Consider the following 16,573-nt stretch of genomic DNA (forward strand, 5'->3'; position numbering starts at 1 on the left):
CGTTCGAGACCGAGCTCCGCCGACTGGGCATCGTCCAGAAGAACTCCACCCCCGGTCATCCCACCACCTGCGGCAAGGTCGAGCGGTTCCAGCAGACGATGAAGAAGTGGCTGCGCGGCCAGCCCGAGCAGCCGACTGTGATCGACGATCTGCAGGCCCTCCTCGACGCCTTCGTCGAGGAGTACAACGACCACCGACCGCACCGGTCCCTGGACCACCGAGCCACCCCGGCGTCGGTCTACACGACCCGTCCGAAGGCGACCCCGAGCACCGGCGACCGGGACAGCGACACCCACGATCGGGTCCGCTACGACAAGGTCGACAAGGCCGGCAAGGTCACCTGGCGCTACCGCGGCCAGATGTACTCCATCGGCATCGGCCGAACCCACACCGGAACCCGCGTCATCCTCCTGTCCCAAGACCTCGAGATCCGCGTCATCGACGCAGTAACCGGCGAACTGCTCCGCGAGCTGGTCCTCGACCCATCCCAGCGCTACCAACCCACCGGCCGCCCACCCGGCCCCACGCGCTGAAAAGAAGGAGGTCCGAACCCACGACTATTGGGTTCGGACCTCCGGGATGTCTTGAGACATCACACGGTCGGGCTGACAGGATTTGAACCTGCGACCCCCTGACCCCCAGTCAGGTGCTCTACCAAGCTGAGCCACAGCCCGTTGGCCTCCGAGGAGGCCGACGAGCAGGCTACCTGACGTCCGGGATCACGCCGGAATCCGGCCCATCAAGCGGGCTCGACAGCGACCCTCAGTCCTCGTCGCCGGTGTCCTCCGCGGCCGCGCGGGCGCGGTCCGCGCGGGCTGCCTGCCGGTGGCGCTCGGCGTCGTCCTCGTCGCCGGCCGCGGCCGCCACGAGGGCAGCGCTCACCTCGCGCGCGGTCATCGAGCAGGCCACAGGGACTGTGATGGCGCAGCACGGATGCGGTCCCGACGAGGCCTTTGCGGTTCTCCGGGAGCTCAGCAGCAAGCAGGAGCGGAAGCTGCGCGACGTCGCCCGTGACGTGGTCGACCGGGCCACCCGCGGGAGCCGACCGGAGCCGCCGAACCGCGCGGGGCTACTCGAAGCGGACGGCGCCGCAGTCGATGCACTCGAAGCGGCGGAAGCTGTGACCGTCCTCGAACTCCTCCAGGCGCAGCTCCCAACGGTGCTCGAGGTGTGTCGGGACGGTCACCGCGACTGCACCCATCAGAGCCTCCACCGAGATCCGCGACGAGGGCCGCCGGACGCCGGCCCCATGTACGCCCATGTCCGGCAGTACCCCGGATCTTTCAGGAGCAGCGGATGAGTTCTCAGGCGAGACCGAAGAGGTCCTCCAGGCCGGTGGCCCGGCACAGCTGGAGGAACATCGGCTGGAACGCCACGAACTCCATCGTGCCCTCGCGGTCGGCCAGCACCCGGCGGGTCTGGGTGAACGTGGTGAGGGCCGAGGCGTCGACGAACGTCACGTCGGCCAGGTCGATGAGCAGCCGTCGGCAGCCGGCCTCGATCTGCTCGTTCATCGTCGCGGAGAGGACGGGGGCGGTGACGAGGTCGAGCTCGCCGCGGACCGTGAGGCGCGACTCCGGGGGTTCGCAGACGACCGAGAGGTTGAAGTCCATCCGAGAACCAGCCTGTCGATGATGTGCGGCCGGGAACCGAGCGCCTCGATGGCGCCGCGCGACAAGCTCTCGGTCAGCTCGGAACCTACACCCGGTCGAGGCCTCCGGGGAGCCGCGTCGGTCAACGACGGCGCGCGCACCTGCCGCCGACATGGAGATCCCCGTCACGGCCGGCGTGTCCGGGAACAAGCCTCGGTGGCTGGTCGTTGGCGCCGACGTGACACTCCCGAACTCTCTCGAACTTCTGACCCATCGCCTCGACCAGCTGCGCGCGGAGCGCGCGAGCGCCCTGGCCGACAGCCTCCGCGACACGACCGGTGACATCGCCGACCGGGCGACGAACGTCGAGGCCTCGATCCGGCTCCAGCTCCTGGACGAGCGGATCAGCCTGCTCAGCCTCGAGATCGAGGAGCTGAAGCGGAGCCGCCACGCCGACGGCGTCGTCTCGGTGGGCGACCGGGTGCAGCTCGACCTCGGCGACGGCCCCGAGGAGTACCTCGTGGGCTCGGTGGAGCAGGCCGCGGCCGGCGTGCCGACGGTGACCCCGGGGAGCCCGCTCGGCCGGGCCATCGTGGGTGCCGAGGTGGGGTCGACTGTGACCTACGAGCCGCGCCCCGGCGTCCGGCTCGAGGTGCGCGTCCTCGACGCCGAGGGGACGCTGGTCCGCTCAGCGTGATCGAGTAGCGTCCGCCGCGTGGACGACTACCGCAGCCACGACGCCGTCGGACTGGCCGCACTGGTCCGGGACCGTGAGGTCAGCCCGGAGGAGCTGCTCGAGGCGGCCCGGACGCGAGCGGGGGAGGTCAACGACCGGCTCAACGCGATCGTGGTCGACGTCGAGCCCGCACCGGCCCGGGAAGGGCCTTTCTCGGGCGTCCCGTTCCTCCTCAAGGACCTCGGCCATGACCTGGTGGGCTACCCGACCAGCGGCGGCTCGCGCTCGCTGGCCACGACGCCCGCAGCCCAGAACGCCACAGTGGTGGACCGCTGGCTCGATGCCGGGCTGGTCGTGTTCGGCAAGACCAACACCCCCGAGTTCGGCGCGAAGGGAGTCACCGAGCCGCACCTGTTCGGTCCTGCGCGCAACCCGTGGAACACCGACCACACTCCCGGCGGGTCCTCGGGTGGGGCGGCGGCGGCGGTTGCGGCCGGGATCGTGCCCTGCGCGGCGGCCAGTGACGGTGGCGGCTCCATCCGGATCCCGGCCTCGGCCTGCGGACTGTTCGGGCTCAAGCCGTCGCGCGGACTGGTGCCCGCCGGTCCGTTGCTCCAGGAGGGCCTCGGAGGTACGGCCACGCACGGCGTGGTCTCGCGGTCGGTCCGCGACACCGCAGCGATGCTCGACGTCCTCGTCGGTGCCGCTCCGGACGGGCCGTACCTGCCCGCCGTCCCCTCGACGCCGTACGCCGACGAGGTCGGGCAGGACCCCGGAACGCTACGCATCGGTCTGTGCACAGCCAGCGCCATCAACCCGCACCCGCATCCCGAGGCCGTGGCCGCCGCCACCGGGGCCGGGAAGCTGCTGGAGTCCCTCGGCCACCACGTGGAACAGCTCGACCGCGCGCCGTTCGACGACGACGCCCTTGCCCGCGACTTCCTGACCACCTGGTTCGCCTACGCCGCCGACTCGGTCGCCCAGGCCAAGGCGGCGAGCGGCTCGGGCGACAGCGGCTTCGAGCCGGACACGCTGGTGATGGCCGCGCTGGGCCGGGCCACGAAGCCGGCCGACCTGGTCCGCGCCATCGAGAACCGTCAGCTGCACGTCCGGCGGCTCGCGGAGTTCCACGCGTCCTACGACCTGCTGCTCACCCCCTCGACCGCGCTCCCGCCGCCGCGGGTCGGCGAGCTCGACCTGCCGCCTAACCTGCAGAGGGCCCAGAAGCAGCTGGTCCGGGCCCGCGGCGCCGGGCTGCTGCGGTTCACGCCCGTGGTCGACCAGCTGATCACCAAGAACCTCGGCTGGGTGCCCTACACCCAGCTGGCGAACCTCACCGGCCGTCCGGCGATGAGCGTGCCCCTGCACTGGACCGCGGGCGGACTGCCGATAGGTGCCCAGCTCGTCGGTCGGCTCGGGGCGGAGGGCCAGCTGCTCCGGCTCGCCGGCCAGCTGGAGCAGGCGCAGCCGTGGTTCGACCGGGTGGCTCCGCTCTAGGGAGCGTGGAGAGAGGAGGTTCGTCGGCTGGCCGACGAAACCTGGTCCTGGACGACGAAACTTCGTCGTCCGAGCAAGAGAACCGTCGGCTGGCCGACGAAACCTGGTCCTGGACGACGGAACTTCGTCGTCCGAGCAACAGAACCGTCGGCTGGCCGACGAAACTCGCGCCAGGCTCGGACCTCACTCGTCACCGGGCGTGGCCAGCGGCTGCAGGTCGGACGCGGCCGGGACCCAGTAGTAGGCGCCGCTCAACGGCGTCGCGAACCGGGTCAGCTCGTCGCGCGGACCGCCCACCCCGGCCATGCTCTCGAGCATCCGCTGGAGCGGGTCCTTGCTCGAGGCGAAGCCCACGAAGACGGTGCCGTGGTCGCTGACCGTGCCGTAGGCCGTATTGCGGCGCAGGATGTGCCCGAACGTGTCCTGGTCGGAGCGGGCCACGTGGGAGGTCTCGGGCTTCGGGTCCAGCTCCACGCTGTCCGGCTTGGTGCGTCCCATCGCCAGCTCCTGCTCGTGGTCGCTCAACTGCAGCCAGGCCGGGTCGTGCGACCACTGCTGCAGCAGGAGCACGGACCCGCCCGCGCCCGATGCGCCGTCGGGGACCAGCGCGTAGGCCGGTGCCCGGCCGAGGGTCGGGTTCTCGGTGCCGTCCTCGAAGCCGGTCAGGTCGCGGTCGCGGTGGTAGGGCCAGCCCCGGACCTCGCGCGCGAGCACGGCGTACGGCGCCAGTCGGGCCACCGCGTCGACGACTGCGTCGAAGACGACGTCGTAGGACGCCGCGGCGAACCACAGGGCCAGGTCGTGCTGGGTGGCCGGCATCGTGAAGCCGTCCGTCCCGACCACGTCGGCACCGAACCCGGTCAGGCCGTCGGGCAGCGTCCCCGGCGAGAGCGAGGCCCAGAGCTCCGGACGCACGCCCACCACGAGGTTGGTCGCGCCCATGGTCGTCTCGCGCTCGGCCAGGTCGGCCAGCGCCGAGGCCCACCCGTCGGTCGCGCCGGGCACCAGGTCGAGCTCGACGTACCCGTGCGAGCCGGTGCCGACCGCGAAGATCCCGGGCTGGGGGAGTGCCACGCGGATGACACTAGCCATCCTCTCCGTGGTCAGCCGGGCGGCATGGGCAGTGTGGCCGGGCTCTTGGGCCCGACGCCCGTGGTCGTGGTCACCGTGAACGTCACGTCCTGCGCGCCCCGGGGGACCGGCGTCGGGAAGTGCAGGTTGGCGGTCAGCTCCTCGGGGATGTCAAACCGGACCGTCCCGAGCGGAGTGGAGCCGGCGGCCGCGGCGACCGTGCCGCGGCAGCCGTCGGCGCCGGTGCCGCAGCTGAGCTGGAGCGAGACCTTGTGGTCCGCGCTCGGCAGCAGAGCCGTGCTGGTGACCGTGAGCAGGGACGGGAACTCGTTGCCGGTGGGGGTGTCGTCGCCGTGGGGGTCGAAGCAGCCGTCGAACTCGTAGACCGGGTTCGCGACCTCGCGCCCCTTGGTGTCGGTGATCGTCTGGAAGCCGACCAGCTTGCTCGGGCCGCCGGCGGTGTAGCAGCCGTTGCTGTGCACGTCGACCTCGAACTTGCCGTAGCCCTCAGGCGGCATCGGCACGTTCGGGTCGCTCCAGCTGACCAGGCAGTTCCAGTTGCTGCCGGGTCCGATGTCGGCCTCGACCGCTCCGCCCTTGTCGCACATCGCCCGGGCGTTCAGGGATGCTGGAGTCACCCCCTTGTGCCCGAGCAGCCTGGCCTGGTCGGCGTACAGGTTCGCGAACTCCGTGGGCAGCGAGCGCTCGAGGCGGGCCCGGGTGACCGAGCTGCCACCCCCGGTCCCGGCGAGGACCGCCCCGCTGACGGCGAGCACGACCGCGAGCGCGGCGATGACGGTGATGACGAATCGGCGCACGGGATCAACCTCCGGTGATGTCGCGGCGGCGCAGGATGAGGAAGGCGGCGACCAGGCAGACCAGGCTCCAGCCCGCGCTGGTGATCACGCCGTCCCCGAGCGGGCCGGTGAACCTCGGCGCGGCCAGCAGGCCGTGCCAGGCCTCGAACGGGGTGGTGAGCAGGTAGGGGCGCAGCGTCTCGATGCCGCCCAGTGCACCGACCAGCTGCATCACCAGGCCGAGCACCACAGGCGCGGCGACTCCGACGGCGACGTTGCGTGACCACACCGAGAAGAGCAGAGCCAGGCAGGTGAACCCGACCATAGGCAGCAGCATGCTCGCCCAGCTCGCGGCCACGAGCTCGAGCGCGGCCCGGGCGTGGATCGTCTGCCCGGAGAGCCCGACCAGCGGCTGGTGACCGACCAGCAGCACGCTCGAGGCGATGGTCGAGGCCCCGAGCAGGACCAGTGCGGCGGCCGTGAACGCCGTGGCCGCGACGGCTTTGGCCCAGAAGAGCGAGGACCGGCTGACCGACCTGGTGAGCACCGTCTTCCAGGTGCCGTGCTGGTCCTCGCTGGCGAAGATGTCACCGGCCACGATCGCGGTGAGCAGTGGCAGCACCCACTGAGAGGCGAAGCCCAGCACGAGCAGCGCCATCGCGAACCCGTTGTCGGTGGCGAACCGCCCGAACAGCGTGTCCTTGGGCGGCCGCGGCTGGCTGCGCACGACGAGGACGACCGCGACCGGCGCGACCAGCGCACCGAGGAGCAGCGCCTTGACGCGGAGCTGGGAGCGGAGCTTGCGAGTCTCCCAGCGCAGCGCGGCACCGAAGCCGGGGCGGCGCATCGCGGTCGTCGGTGGGGCGAGGGGACGCGTGGTCAGCGTCGTCGTGGTCATGCGGCGTCTCCCTGGGTGTCGGTCTCGGTGTCGGTGAGCATGAAGAACAGCGCCTCGAGGGGGGTCCGGGTCGGCGTGAGCTGGCGCAGGCCGATGCCGGCCCGGACGAGGTCCGCGACGTACGCCGACAGGGCAGCCGGCTGCCCGGTCACCGTGAGCCCGGCACCCTCCTGGCCTCGCCGGACGTGCACTCCGGGGTGCCGCTCGTGGGCCAGACGCAGGGCCTGGCCGTCGTCGTCCGTGCTGAGCAGGTGGCCGGGGTCGGGTGCCATCGCGCGCAGGTCGGCGATGGTGCCGTGGAAGGCCACCGAACCGTGGCTCATGATCGTGACGTTGTCGCAGATCTCCTCGACCTCGTCCATGTGGTGCGAGCTGAGCAGCACGGTCAGCCCGCTGCCGGCCAGCCGCTTCACCAGGGCCCGCATGTCCCGGATGCCACCTGGGTCCAGGCCGTTGGCCGGCTCGTCGAGGACCAGGAGCCTCGGGTCCCGCAGCAGGCTTGCCGCGACGCCGAGACGCTGCCGCATGCCGTAGGAGTAGCCGCCCACCTTGTCGTCCTCGCGGCCGACCAGGTCGACGACGCCGAGGACCTCGGCGATGCGCCCGCTCGGCGCAGCCCCGTCGAGCAGCGCCAGCCCCTCGAGGTTCTGCCTGCCCGTCAGGTAGGGATAGAACCTCGGGCTCTCGATGAACCCGCCCACGCCGTCGAGCACCGACACGCCCGCCTCGGTCCAGGTCCGCCCGAAGATCCGGATGCTCCCGGCGTTGGGGTGCAGCAGCCCGAAGAGCATGCGCAGCAGCGTCGTCTTCCCGGCGCCGTTGGGGCCTAGGACGCCATAGACCTCGCCCTGCCCCACGCGCAGCGAGACGTCGTCGACCGCCACGAGGTCGCCGTACCGCTTGGTGACGCCCGTGACGTCGACTGCCAGCTCGTTGTCCATGTGCCGGACCGTAGGTGGGAGATCGTGAAAGAGAGATGAAGCCGCAGGTCAGGACGGGACCGGGAGGATCACTGTCACGGTCATCGCGTCGTCGTGGTCGCAGTCGAGGGCGACTGGGCTCCCGTTCGATGTGTGGCACCCGCCATGGCACACCCGGAGCTCGCCGCCCGCGCCGGTGACCAGCTGTTCGACGATCGAGAGGCCCAGGCCCGCACCGGGCCGTGACCTGGCATCGGGCGCCCGGTGGAAGCGGCGGGTGGCCTGGCCGAGGAGCTCCGGCGGCATCCCCAGGCCCGCGTCGGCGACCTCCAGCACGGTGTGGTCGCCGGCCGAGCGGACCCTCACCCGCACCGGTGGCCGCCCGTGGGCGAATGCGTTGTCGAGCAGGTTCGTGACCACCCGCTCGAGCACCCGTGGGTCGAGGCGCGCCAAGGCGGGCTGCGGCGGGGTGCGCAACGAGATCTCCCCGGCCCGGTCCGGACGGGCCAGGCGCCAGCGCTCGAGCACCGAGGACACGACGTCGCCCACGTCACTCGTCCCGTCCGGCTCCGCCCGGTCACGGCTCAGGTCGAGCAGCTGCTCGGCCAGGTCGGCCAGGCGGGTGACGTCCACCTCGAGCTCGTCGAGGGTGCGCTCGTGCTCGGCGACCGAGCGGGTCCGGCGCCGGGCGAGCTGGATGCGGGACTTGAGCAGCGTCAGGGGCGTGCGCAGCTCGTGGCTGGCGTCGTTGACGAACTGGCGCTCGCGGTCCAGGGCGAGCTCCAGCGCGGTCAGCATCTCGTTGAGCGTGTGTCCGAGCCGGGTGATCTCGTCGTCCCTCACCGGCGGCACATCGAGACGGAGGTCGACCGCACCCGCGGCGATCTCGGCAGCTCGGCGCCGGTAGCGTTCCACGGGGTCGAGCGCGAGCCGTGCGAGGAGGTAGCCGACCACGGAGGCGATCGCGAGCGCGACGAACCCCGCGATGCCGAGCTGGACCAGGAGCTCGCGCAGGGCCTCGTCGCGATGGTCCCGGCGTACGCCGACCAGGAGGTAGGCGGCACGGCCGCCGGGCCGGTCCGCGAGCGGTGACACCCGCACGCGGTAGGGCTCGTCGGAGATGGGCAGGAGGCTGCCGACGTCGAAGGTCCGGTGGCCGCTTCCGCCGACGGTGTCGAGCTGGGTCGCACTCAGGAGGGGCTTCGCCGGCGCCGGTCCGCCGGAGTCCAGCACCTCACCGTCGGTGCCGAGGACCTGCCAGGCGAGCCCGGTGGCGTCTGCCGCGGCGGGCGAGCCGACGATCCCGTCGGTGCCCACCAGCGGGGCGACGACGGCGCTGGCCTGCGCGAGCTCGGTGTCCAGCCCCCGGTCCAGCGCGTACTCCACGCGCCAGTAGACGAAGGCCCCGGCCCCGGTGAGGAGGACGAACATGGCCACCGAGAAGCCGGCGACCAGCCGGACCCGGATCGGCAGCCGGTCCACGGTCACCTCACCGCTCGAGCCGGTAGCCGGCGCCGCGGACGGTGGTGATCGTCGAGGTGCCGAACGGTCTGTCGATCTTGCTGCGGATCGAGGCGAGGTAGACGTCGATGACGTTGCTCCGCAGGTCGGTCTCGCCGTCCCAGACCTCGTCGAGGATCGTGTACCGGGAGACGACCCGGCCGGAGTTCACCGCCAGCAGGTGCAGGATGTCGAACTCGCGTGTGGACAGGTCGATCTCGGTCTCACCGCGCATCACCCGCCGCGCCGCGGCGTCGACCACGAGGTCCCCGACCACGACCACCTCGAGCAGGTCGTACGACGACCGGCGGTGCAGGGCCCGCAGCCTGGCCAGCAGCTCGTCGAGGTCGAACGGCTTGGCGAGGTAGTCGTCCGCACCCGCGTCGAGCCCCTGGATGCGGTCGGGGACCGCACTCCGCGCGGTCAGCATCAGCACGGGAGTGGTGACTCCGAGGTCGCGGAGCCGGCGGCAGACCGTCACCCCGTCCAGCTCGGGGAGCATCCAGTCCAGCAGGAGCACGTCGTAGGGCAGTCCGTCGGGAAGCGCGCGGCCGTAGGCCGAGCGGCCGTCGTGGACGACCTCCACGTCCCAGCCGGCCTCGGCCAGCGACTGCTCGAGCAGGGCCGCCAGGCGCAGGTCGTCCTCAGCGAGCAGCACCCGCACGGCGACCCTCCCACCTGTCGTCCCGCAGCGACCTCACGCCCCAACCCTGCACCCCGACCGGGTGAATTCATCGTCCCTTCATGTTCGGTGCAGGTGGCGCCGAACCGAGGTCCGGCTCGTCCGAGGTCTTTCACGTTTCCTTCATGTCCGGCCGCCTACCGTCCCGGAGCATGGCGCGCACCGCCGACCTCCAGTCGCGGCCGATCTCGGCCGGGCCCGGGCCCGTTGTCGAGCCGAGCGGTCAGGTCGCCACCTGGGTGACGGCGTCGGTGCTCGCGTTGGCCTCGGCCGCGGTCCTGGCCCGACTACCGTTCCTCGGCCGGCCGTTGAGCCCCGACGAGGGCGGTTTCCTCATGGTCGCCCAGCAGTGGGCGCCCGGACCGTCGCTCTACGGCGCCTACTGGGTCGACCGGCCTCCGCTGCTCATCACCCTCTTCCAGCTGGCCGGCGCGATCGGAGGGGGAGCCGTCGGGCTTCGCCTGCTCGGTGCCCTGTGCGTCGGCTCGGTGGTGCTCCTCGCCGCGGCACTGGCGCGGGCTGTCGCCCGGAGCATGGGCGGCTCGACGCAGCCGGGCCGCGTGGTCACGAGGGTCGCGGCCACGGCGGCGGTCTTCCTCGTCTCGCCGCTCTTCGGCGCCTCCGAGGTCGACGGCGAGCTGCTCGCGCTCCCGTTCGTGCTGGCCGGGCTCGTGGCGACCCTGCGAGCGCGCAGCGGAGCTCGGGCAGCGCTCGGGTGGTGGGCCGCCGCGGGCGTCCTGGGGGTCTGTGCGGCAGCGGTGAAGCAGAACATGCTCGAGGTGTTCGTCGCAGCGGCAGTGGTCCTCGTCGCGCAGTCACGGCGAAGGCCCGCCCACGCCCTGCTGTCGGCGGGCGCCTTCCTGGCGGGTGCCACCACGGCCACCCTCGGGCTGGTGGCATGGGCGGCGCTGCACGGCACCACAGCGGCGGGGCTCTGGGACGCGATCGTGACCTTCCGGCTGGAGGCGTCGAGCGTGATCGCCCGCTCGGCGCCAGCGACCACCCACACCCGTGCGCTCGGCGTGGCGGGGGCCTTTGTCGCCACCGGAGCGGTCGGGGTCCTCGCCGTGGCGTCGACCCCAACACTGCGTCGCGGCGCTGCGTTCCGCCCGACGGTCGTCGGCGTCGTCGCGGCCGCCGTGGTGGGCTGGGAGGCAGTTGCGGTCGTCGCGGGAGGCAGCTACTGGCTGCACTACCTCGTCGGCACCGTCCCGGGGCTGGTGCTGTGCGCGGCCGTCGCGGCCCGGACCGGGCGCGTACGCCGTACCGCACTCGACGTCGTGCTGGCCTACGCCGCCTCGGTGGCCGCCCTCGGGGTCGTCGTGACCGCGATGTCGCCGATCGGCACACCCGCCTCCGACCTGGCCGTCGAGCGCTACCTCACGGTCCACTCCCGGCCCGGCGATACCGGCGTGGTTGCCTTCGGCGACCCGGTGCTCCTGCAGGCCGCGCACCTGTCCAGCCCCTATCCCGAGCTCTGGAGCCTGCCGGTGCGGGTGCGTGACCCGCGGCTGGAGGAGCTCGCCCAGGTCCTGCGCTCGGCGGACCGGCCGACCTGGGTCGTCGTCGACGGGGACAGCCTCGGCACCTGGGGCGTCGACGCCAGCCGGGCCCAGCCGGTGCTCGAGCACGACTACCGGCAGGTGTGGGGCGACGGCGACCGGCACGTCTTCCACACCCGGACACCGCCGCGGTGATGCCCGCCCGGAGCACCGGGCTCCGCGGTTGGTTGGATGGACCCGTGACCCCAGCTGATCTGCCCGACGACGGGTTCGACGACGGGCTCGACGACCTGATCGGCGAGTTCGTGCGCCACCTCGGCATCGAGTTCGCCGAGGCGACCGGTGACCGCGTGGTCGCCGAGTGGGAGGTGACCGCCAAGCTCCACCAGCCCTACGGCATCCTGCACGGCGGCGTGCACTGCTCGGTCTTCGAGACCCTGGCCAGCTTCGGCGCGGCGTTGTGGCTGGGGGACAAGGGCAAGGTGGTCGGGGTCAACAACAACACCGACTTCTACCGCGCGGTGCGCGACGGGCGGATGACCTCGACGGCCACCCCCGTCCACCGGGGCCGCTCGCAGCAGGTGTGGGTGGCCGAGACCCTCGACGCCGAGGGCCGCACCATCGCCCGCGGACAGGTGCGGTTGCAGAACCTCTACCCGCAGGACTGACCGGCCCTCCCATCGCGGCCGGGTGCACACTTGGAGGTCGATGGTCAGGTTGTGTGCAGGTTCGCAGCAGCATCCTCTGTCGCGACAGGTTGATGTCTGACCTAGGAGGGGTGTCATGGCCAAGGTGGGGCTCTGCGAGGACGACCCGGCCATCCGCCGCGTCGTCTACGACGCGATGCGGCTCGCCGACCACGACGTCGTACTCGCCCACAACGGAGCGGAGTCGCTGCGGCTGTTCGCAGAGGACGACGAGCTCGATGTGATCATCCTGGACATCGGGCTGCCGGACGCCGACGGCCGCGACGTCTGCCAGGCGCTGCGGTCCGCCGGGCAGCCGGCCCCGGTCCTGTTCCTCACCGCGCTCGGCGCGGTGCACGACAGGCTCGCCGGGTTCAGCGCTGGAGCCGACGACTACCTGCCCAAGCCCTTCGACGTCAAGGAGCTCATCGCCCGCGTCGAGGCGCTGGCCAAGCGCGGTCGGATCGTCAACGGTCAGGCGCCCACCGACCTGATCCTCGACCCCGCCCGGCACTCGCTGGTCTGCGAGCGGCGCGAGGCGATGCTGACGCCGACCGAGTTCCGGATGCTGGCCGCGATCACCTCCCGGCCCGGTGAGGTCGTACGCCGCCGCGTCGTCGTGGCGGCCGCCTGGCCCAACGGGGGGATGGTCAGTGAGAACACCGTCGACTCCTACATCCGTAGGATCCGGGTCAAGCTGCGCCAGGTCGGCTCACCGCTGGCGCTCACGACAGTCCGGGGAGTTGGCTACACACTGAGGTGATGGAGTCCGTCTCGCCCCCAGCCGGCAGACGGCTCGGCCCCCGGTCGCTTCGCGGCGCGATCGTGCTCTCGACCGTGGGGCTGATGACGATCTCGATGGTCGTCGTCGGCCTCTTCATCCAGCTGCTCCTCTCGCGAGCCGCCCACAAGGACGTCGACGAGGTGCTGCACCAGCGTGCCACCCAGGCCGTCGGACTGATCCAGGACGCGTCGAGGAACAAGCTGACGGTCCCCACCGACACGCTCGAACCGGGCATCGAGGTCTACGACGCGGCCGGCCGGCTGGTGGCCGGCTCGGTCGGCGGCTCGGTGCAGGAGCTGGCGGGCGAGATGTCGACCAGCCGCAGCGAGGAGACGCGGGACGGAGCCGACGGGCAGGCCCGGCTGCTCGCACTGCCCTTCATCACGCCGAGCGGGGAGCGGGGGGTCCTGGTGGTCACCCAGGACACCCGCCCCTACGAGCGCTCCGAGCGCTACGCGCTCTACGCCACCGGCGTCCTGGCCGTCCTGGTCATCGCCACGAGCGGCCTCATCGCCCTGCGGGTGACCCGGCAGGCCCTGGAGCCGGTGACCCAGATGGCCCAGCGGGCGGCCAACTGGAGCGAGCACGACCTGACCCAGCGGTTCGACCTGGGGCCCCCTACCAACGAGCTGGCGGCGCTGGGGGAGACCCTCGACCACCTCCTCGACAGGGTCGCCTCGGCCATCCTGGCCGAGCAGCGGCTGACCGCAGAGCTGGCGCACGAGCTGCGCACCCCGCTGACCTCGATCCAGGGCTCGGCCGACCTCGCGCTGCTCCGCGGCGTACCCGACCCGTCCACCCGGCGCGACCTCGAGCAGATCTCGGCCTCGGCCCGCGAGATGAACGCGGTGATCACCACGCTCCTGGAGCTGGCCCGCGACGAGTCGCCGGACTCCCGGCGGCGCACCTGCACGGTCGCGGACCTGGTGCCGGCGCTCGTCTCGGCCGCCAGCACCGTCACGGTGGTCGACCGCACCGCCGGCTCGGCGGCGAGCATCGCCGCCCCCCGCGACCTGGTCGTGCGCGCGATCCAGCCACTCGTCGACAACGCCGTGCACCACGCCCGCTCCACGATCACGCTGACGGCGGTGGACCGCCCCGACTCCGTCGAGCTCACGGTGTCCGACGACGGACCGGGCGTCGCCCAAGCCCTGCGCGACCAGGTCTTCGAGCCGGGGGTCACCTTCCGCGAGGGCGGTGCGGGGCTGGGGCTGGGCATCGCACGCCGGGTCGCGCGCTCCTTCGGCGGGGAGGTCGGCCTGGCTCCGGAGCTGGCCCAGCAGAACGGTGGGGGCGCGGCGTTCGTCGTGACGATGCCGCGCCGCTGAGCGGGCCGACCTCGCAGGTTGCAGCCGGCAACCTGAGCCGGAAGGACAGGCGCCCTCATCCCATGCTCTTCTGCCCGTCGATCGCCTCGCGGATGATGTCGGCGTGGCCGGCGTGCTGGGCGGTCTCGGCCACGACGTGGGCCAGCACCCGCCGGGCCGACCAGCGCCCGCCCGGCGGGAACCACGGCGCGGTCGGCAGCGGCTGGCTCGCGTCGAGGTCCACGGTGGTCACGAGCGCGTCGGTGGCTGCGGCGATCTCGTCGTACTCCGCGAGCAGCCCCGCGAGGGTCTCGTCCTCGAGCATCCGGAACCCGTCGGAGTACGCCGTGACCTCGGGCGGCGGGTCGCTCCAGTCGACGTTCGCCCAGTCGATCGCGTCCTCGGCGGGGCCGTTCACGATGAACCGCGCCCAGTTCTGCTCGGTGCGGGCGACGTGCTTGACCAGGCCGCCCAGGGTCAGCTCGCTGACCGTCGGACGGAGGCGGGCCTGCTCATCGGTCAGTCCCTGGACGGTGACGCGGAACAGGCCGCGGTGCTTGTGCAGTACGTCGAGCAGGTCGGCGCGCTCGCCGGTCACCATGCTCGAGGGCTGGGTCCCTTGCGTGGTCATGGCACCACCGTAGGGGTGAATCAGGTCAGCTCCTGACCGTTGCAAGGCTCGAGCGGCCTCAGCCGGCCTCGGTGCCCTCGAGCCCGTCGAGGACCCGCTGGCCGAACAGCGGGCGGACGTCGCCGCTGGCTCCGACCCAGCCCACGCCGGGTTGGAGATGACGGACGACGCGGGCGGGGCTGCCGGCCACCACGGCGTGGTCCTCGACCTCGCCGCGCACCACGGCCCCCGCAGCCACCACGACGTTGCGCCCGATCCGGGCACCGGGGAGGATCACCGCGCCGTGGCCGATCCAGCTCCCGGCGCCGACCACGACGGGACGGCGTGCCCCGAACTGCTTCCCGATCGGCTGGTCGGGGTCCTGGTAGCCGTGGCTCGCGTCGGTGATGAACACGGCCTGCCCGGTGAAGACCGAGTCACCGAGCTCGACCAGAGAGTGCGCGAGCACCGTCGTCCGGGCCCCGATGACGCAGCCGTCGCCGATCACCAGCGCCCGGCCGGAGAGGTTCGGGTCGCCGACGCCGTAGCCGGCCGCGAGCGTCACGTGCCGGCCGACGAGGACGTCGCGCCCGAGGTGGATGGACTCGACGTTCTGGAGCGTCGCGGGTGGAAAGTCGATGCAGCTCCCGGGGCCGAAGCTCCCGAACCGGTCCGCCAGGACGGTCCCGGGCACCACCTCGCCGGCCCGGTCCACCCAGCGCAGCGCCGCGTGGACGGCCCGGTTGAGCAGGCGGCGGGTACGGCGCACCCGGCGAGGCTAGCGGTGGCCACTTGCGGCACTCACCGCGGCTGGCCTCCCGCCCTTTCAGGCGCCCTCGAGGCCGTTGAGCAGCAGGAAGAGGACGACGACGCCGACCAGCGCCAGGAGCAGTCCCACCGCGACCCCCACCCACGCCGACCTCCGCTTGCTGGCCGAGGCGCCGGCGAGCCCGGGCAGGAGGTAGCCGACGACCGCACCGACGACCGCCATGCCGACGAGCTGCGCCGGCAGGATGAGGTTCTCGGTCCCCTCGCCGTCGAGCGCCAGCGCCGCCACCGGCAGGCTGAGGATGCCGGCGCCCAGGAGCAGGACCACGGCGACGAGGCGCTGGAATCCCGGAGCGGAGTGGGCGTCGGCCATCGCGGCCTCCTGCAGCGGTGCGACGGGGTGCGGTCAAATCCGTCCGAGCCCGGGGCCCCATCATGTCCGATTTCGTGTTTTGATGCCGGGGGATACCTCGTCATTCCTCGTCATCGTTTTGGAGGCTTCTCCATGCCCACACATCGTCGACCCCTCATCGCGCTCGCGGCCGCCGCCGCCGGGGCGATGGCCATCACCGCATCGTTCGCAGCGGGCGCCGAGTCCGCCACACCGCAGCAGCGCACCGCCGGGACCACCGGCGCCAAGGAGTACCGCCAGCTCGCCAAGAAGGCCGACTACGTCAAGCTCGACCTGCTGGCCATCAACGACTTCCACGGCAACCTGGAGCCGCCGACCGGGTCCAGCGGCCGGATCAACAACACCAGCGCCGGCGGGGCCGCCTACCTGGCCAGCGTGCTCAACAAGGAGCGGAAGAAGTCGCGGGCCGCCGGCGCGCAGCCCCTGACCGTCGCGGCGGGCGACCTGATCGGGGCCAGCCCCTTGCTGTCGGGCGCCTTCCACGACGAGCCGACGATCAAGGCCATGAACCAGATGCACCTCGACGTCACCTCGGTGGGCAACCACGAGTTCGACGAGGGGTACAAGGAGCTCCAGCGCCTCGCCCACGGAGGCTGTATCGACGACGGCGACGGCCTGAACAACCAGAACTCCTGCCCGGACGGCTCGTTCGCCGGCGCGGACTTCGACTACCTCGCGGCCAACGTCAAGTACGCCGGCACCGACGAGACGATCCTGCCGGCGTACACGGTCAAGAACGTCAAGGGCGCGAAGATCGGCTTCATCGGGATGACCTTGGAGGACACCCCGTCGATCGTCACCGCGAGCGGCGTCGCGGGTCTGGAGTTCGACGACGAGGTCGCCACCGCCAACGCGCTCGTCCCGGTGCTCG

At 72.1% G+C, this 16,573-nt stretch carries 19 protein-coding genes, 1 tRNA gene and 1 pseudogene; 8 read left to right on the forward strand and 13 right to left on the reverse strand.

Going from position 1 to position 16,573, the window contains the following annotated elements:
• The coding region (locus tag VFV89_RS18255; protein ID WP_329707392.1) for an integrase core domain-containing protein at window positions 1-533 on the forward strand (533 nt) is incomplete at its 5' end.
• Between the two features lie 67 nt (window positions 534-600).
• Here the strand turns inward: VFV89_RS18255 and VFV89_RS18260 are convergent.
• The 4 genes from VFV89_RS18260 to VFV89_RS18275 all read right to left on the reverse strand — a co-directional run bounded on the left by VFV89_RS18260 (window position 601) and on the right by VFV89_RS18275 (window position 1,613).
• Window positions 601-674: transfer RNA gene (locus VFV89_RS18260), tRNA-Pro, on the reverse strand.
• An 88-nt stretch (window positions 675-762) separates the two neighbouring features.
• Window positions 763-897, reverse strand: coding sequence for a hypothetical protein (locus VFV89_RS18265; RefSeq protein ID WP_329707393.1), 135 nt, complete (start codon window positions 895-897; stop codon window positions 763-765).
• A gap of 172 nt (window positions 898-1,069) precedes the next feature.
• On the reverse strand, window positions 1,070-1,201 hold the full coding sequence (locus tag VFV89_RS18270) for a hypothetical protein (RefSeq protein WP_329707394.1): 132 nt from the start codon (window positions 1,199-1,201) through the stop codon (window positions 1,070-1,072).
• Window positions 1,202-1,304: 103 nt separating this feature from the next.
• Entirely contained in the window at window positions 1,305-1,613 is a 309-nt protein-coding gene (locus VFV89_RS18275; protein WP_329707395.1) for an STAS domain-containing protein, read from the reverse strand.
• Between the two features lie 151 nt (window positions 1,614-1,764).
• Here VFV89_RS18275 and VFV89_RS18280 point away from each other — a divergent pair, with 151 nt between their 5' ends.
• A complete protein-coding gene (locus tag VFV89_RS18280) occupies window positions 1,765-2,289 on the forward strand; it encodes a GreA/GreB family elongation factor (RefSeq protein ID WP_329707396.1) in 525 nt (174 codons plus the stop codon).
• 18 nt (window positions 2,290-2,307) lie between these two features.
• Window positions 2,308-3,765: an amidase gene (locus VFV89_RS18285; RefSeq protein ID WP_329707397.1), complete on the forward strand. Its 1,458-nt coding sequence runs from the start codon at window positions 2,308-2,310 to the stop codon at window positions 3,763-3,765.
• A 183-nt stretch (window positions 3,766-3,948) separates the two neighbouring features.
• Here VFV89_RS18285 and VFV89_RS18290 read toward each other — a convergent pair whose 3' ends face one another.
• From VFV89_RS18290 to VFV89_RS18315, 6 genes are read right to left on the reverse strand one after another with little or no spacing between them, the layout of a single operon-like run.
• The gene (locus tag VFV89_RS18290) at window positions 3,949-4,839 is read right to left on the reverse strand and encodes a Dyp-type peroxidase (RefSeq protein WP_329707398.1); all 891 of its coding nucleotides are present in this window, start codon (window positions 4,837-4,839) and stop codon (window positions 3,949-3,951) included.
• Window positions 4,840-4,868: 29 nt separating this feature from the next.
• Window positions 4,869-5,654 (reverse strand): hypothetical protein, encoded by a 786-nt coding sequence (locus VFV89_RS18295; protein WP_329707399.1) that lies wholly within the window; start codon window positions 5,652-5,654, stop codon window positions 4,869-4,871.
• Window positions 5,655-5,658: 4 nt separating this feature from the next.
• Window positions 5,659-6,531, reverse strand: coding sequence for an ABC transporter permease (locus VFV89_RS18300; RefSeq protein ID WP_329707400.1), 873 nt, complete (start codon window positions 6,529-6,531; stop codon window positions 5,659-5,661).
• Window positions 6,528-7,472, reverse strand: a complete 945-nt coding sequence (locus VFV89_RS18305; protein WP_329707401.1) for an ABC transporter ATP-binding protein — start codon at window positions 7,470-7,472, stop codon at window positions 6,528-6,530. The genes VFV89_RS18300 and VFV89_RS18305 overlap by 4 nt, the downstream gene beginning before the upstream one ends.
• 48 nt (window positions 7,473-7,520) lie before the next feature.
• The gene (locus VFV89_RS18310; RefSeq protein ID WP_329707402.1) at window positions 7,521-8,939 is read right to left on the reverse strand and encodes an ATP-binding protein; all 1,419 of its coding nucleotides are present in this window, start codon (window positions 8,937-8,939) and stop codon (window positions 7,521-7,523) included.
• 1 nt (window position 8,940) lies between these two features.
• Entirely contained in the window at window positions 8,941-9,615 is a 675-nt protein-coding gene (locus VFV89_RS18315; RefSeq protein WP_329707403.1) for a response regulator transcription factor, read from the reverse strand.
• 170 nt (window positions 9,616-9,785) lie between these two features.
• On the opposite strand from VFV89_RS18315, the gene VFV89_RS18320 reads away from it, so the two are divergent.
• The 4 genes from VFV89_RS18320 to VFV89_RS18335 all read left to right on the forward strand — a co-directional run bounded on the left by VFV89_RS18320 (window position 9,786) and on the right by VFV89_RS18335 (window position 13,933).
• A complete protein-coding gene (locus VFV89_RS18320; protein ID WP_329707404.1) occupies window positions 9,786-11,330 on the forward strand; it encodes a hypothetical protein in 1,545 nt (514 codons plus the stop codon).
• A 44-nt stretch (window positions 11,331-11,374) separates the two neighbouring features.
• Window positions 11,375-11,803 (forward strand): PaaI family thioesterase, encoded by a 429-nt coding sequence (locus VFV89_RS18325; protein WP_329707405.1) that lies wholly within the window; start codon window positions 11,375-11,377, stop codon window positions 11,801-11,803.
• Window positions 11,804-11,918: 115 nt separating this feature from the next.
• Entirely contained in the window at window positions 11,919-12,584 is a 666-nt protein-coding gene (locus tag VFV89_RS18330; RefSeq protein ID WP_329707406.1) for a response regulator transcription factor, read from the forward strand.
• On the forward strand, window positions 12,584-13,933 hold the full coding sequence (locus VFV89_RS18335) for a HAMP domain-containing sensor histidine kinase (RefSeq protein ID WP_329707407.1): 1,350 nt from the start codon (window positions 12,584-12,586) through the stop codon (window positions 13,931-13,933). The genes VFV89_RS18330 and VFV89_RS18335 overlap by 1 nt, the downstream gene beginning before the upstream one ends.
• A 55-nt stretch (window positions 13,934-13,988) precedes the next feature.
• Here the strand turns inward: VFV89_RS18335 and VFV89_RS18340 are convergent, their stop codons facing one another.
• Genes VFV89_RS18340 through VFV89_RS18350 form a run of 3 tightly spaced genes read right to left on the reverse strand, consistent with a single transcriptional unit; the run spans window position 13,989 to window position 15,663 of the window.
• A complete protein-coding gene (locus VFV89_RS18340) occupies window positions 13,989-14,543 on the reverse strand; it encodes a DinB family protein (RefSeq protein ID WP_329707408.1) in 555 nt (184 codons plus the stop codon).
• Between the two features lie 58 nt (window positions 14,544-14,601).
• Window positions 14,602-15,291 (reverse strand): acyltransferase, encoded by a 690-nt coding sequence (locus VFV89_RS18345; RefSeq protein ID WP_329707409.1) that lies wholly within the window; start codon window positions 15,289-15,291, stop codon window positions 14,602-14,604.
• 57 nt (window positions 15,292-15,348) lie between these two features.
• Window positions 15,349-15,663, reverse strand: a complete 315-nt coding sequence (locus tag VFV89_RS18350; RefSeq protein WP_329707410.1) for a hypothetical protein — start codon at window positions 15,661-15,663, stop codon at window positions 15,349-15,351.
• A 132-nt stretch (window positions 15,664-15,795) separates the two neighbouring features.
• On the opposite strand from VFV89_RS18350, the pseudogene VFV89_RS18355 reads away from it, so the two are divergent.
• Window positions 15,796-16,573, forward strand: a pseudogene (locus tag VFV89_RS18355) (bifunctional metallophosphatase/5'-nucleotidase); the annotation flags it as partial.

Source organism: Nocardioides sp., from assembly GCF_036274455.1.
In the GTDB taxonomy this organism is placed as follows: Bacteria; Actinomycetota; Actinomycetes; order Propionibacteriales; family Nocardioidaceae; genus Nocardioides.

Bases quoted from the DNA above. Each gene is read 5' to 3' on its own strand.
- VFV89_RS18265 (WP_329707393.1), bottom strand. From the start codon at position 897: ATGACCGCGCGCGAGGTGAGCGCTGCCCTCGTGGCGGCCGCGGCCGGC.
- VFV89_RS18270 (WP_329707394.1), bottom strand. From the start codon at position 1,201: ATGGGTGCAGTCGCGGTGACCGTCCCGACACACCTCGAGCACCGTTGG.
- VFV89_RS18275 (WP_329707395.1), bottom strand. From the start codon at position 1,613: ATGGACTTCAACCTCTCGGTCGTCTGCGAACCCCCGGAGTCGCGCCTC.
- VFV89_RS18280 (WP_329707396.1), top strand. From the start codon at position 1,765: ATGGAGATCCCCGTCACGGCCGGCGTGTCCGGGAACAAGCCTCGGTGG.
- VFV89_RS18300 (WP_329707400.1), bottom strand. From the start codon at position 6,531: ATGACCACGACGACGCTGACCACGCGTCCCCTCGCCCCACCGACGACC.
- VFV89_RS18305 (WP_329707401.1), bottom strand. From the start codon at position 7,472: ATGGACAACGAGCTGGCAGTCGACGTCACGGGCGTCACCAAGCGGTAC.
- VFV89_RS18320 (WP_329707404.1), top strand. From the start codon at position 9,786: ATGGCGCGCACCGCCGACCTCCAGTCGCGGCCGATCTCGGCCGGGCCC.
- VFV89_RS18330 (WP_329707406.1), top strand. From the start codon at position 11,919: ATGGCCAAGGTGGGGCTCTGCGAGGACGACCCGGCCATCCGCCGCGTC.
- VFV89_RS18335 (WP_329707407.1), top strand. From the start codon at position 12,584: ATGGAGTCCGTCTCGCCCCCAGCCGGCAGACGGCTCGGCCCCCGGTCG.
- VFV89_RS18340 (WP_329707408.1), bottom strand. From the start codon at position 14,543: ATGACCACGCAAGGGACCCAGCCCTCGAGCATGGTGACCGGCGAGCGC.
- VFV89_RS18350 (WP_329707410.1), bottom strand. From the start codon at position 15,663: ATGGCCGACGCCCACTCCGCTCCGGGATTCCAGCGCCTCGTCGCCGTG.